Below are 1,046 nucleotides of genomic sequence, written 5' to 3'. Positions count from 1 at the left end.
GGGCCACGTTGAGCGATGGCAGCCACAGCTTCACCGCCGATGCAAGTCATAGCGCGGTCGACGTCCATGGCTGGACGCTAGGCTCACTGACGATCACGCCAACCAGCGACGCCAACTTCACGCTGAGCGTGGCGGCCACTACTGCCGACGGCGAGGGCAACCTCAGCACCACCGCGACCGCCGCCGAGACGGTGACGGTCAATCCGCTGGCGCCGAGCCTGGCGCCAGTGGCAGAGAGCGGAGTCGAGGGCGCGGCGATCGCGCTGAATCTGGGCGCGACGGTCAACGGCCTCGCCGGCGACAGCAATGGCCTGGCCTCGCTGGTGGTCGGCGCGATCCCGGTCGGTGCCACTGTGAGCGACGGCGCGGGCGGTCACAGCTTCACCGCCGATGCGAGTCATAGCGCGGTCGATGTCCATGGCTGGACCTTGTCGAGCCTGACCATCACGCCGACCAACGACGCCAACTTCACGCTGAGCGTGGCGGCGACCGCCACCGACGGCGAGGGCAACCTCAGCGCCACCACCACGGCGACCGAGATGGTGACGGTCAACCCGCTGGCGCCGACCCTGGCGCCAGTGGCCGAGAGCGGAGTCGAGGGCGCGGCGATCGCGCTGAATCTGGGCGCCACGGTCAATGGCCTGGCTGGCGACAGCAACGGGCTGGCCTCGCTGGTGGTCGGGGCGATCCCGGTCGGTGCCACTGTGAGCGACGGTGCGGGTGGTCATAGCTTCACCGCTTCGGCCGGCCACAGCGCGGTCGATGTCCATGGCTGGACCCTGTCGAGCCTGACCATCACGCCGACCAACGACGCCAACTTCACGCTGAGCGTGGCGGCSACCGCCACCGACGGCGAGGGCAACCTCAGCACCACCACCACCGCGACCGAGRCGGTGACGGTCAATCCGCTGGCGCCGAGCCTGGCGCCAGTGGCCGAGAGCGGAGTCGAGGGCGCGGCCATCGCGCTGAACTTCGGTGCCACGGTCAACGGCCTGGCCGGCGACAGCAATGGCCTGGCCTCGCTGGTGGTCGGGGCTGGTCGGGGC

The 1,046-nt window shown here is 70.2% G+C and carries 1 protein-coding gene; it reads left to right on the top strand.

Going from position 1 to position 1,046, the window contains the following annotated elements:
* A partial coding sequence (locus AB4061_RS40545) for a hypothetical protein (protein WP_441641655.1) occupies positions 1-1,046 on the top strand: 1,046 nt, incomplete at both ends.

It is taken from the genome of Cupriavidus sp. YAF13, assembly GCF_052113425.1.
Lineage (GTDB): Bacteria > Pseudomonadota > Gammaproteobacteria > Burkholderiales > Burkholderiaceae > Cupriavidus.
This window is presented reverse-complemented; position numbering and strand designations above follow the sequence as displayed.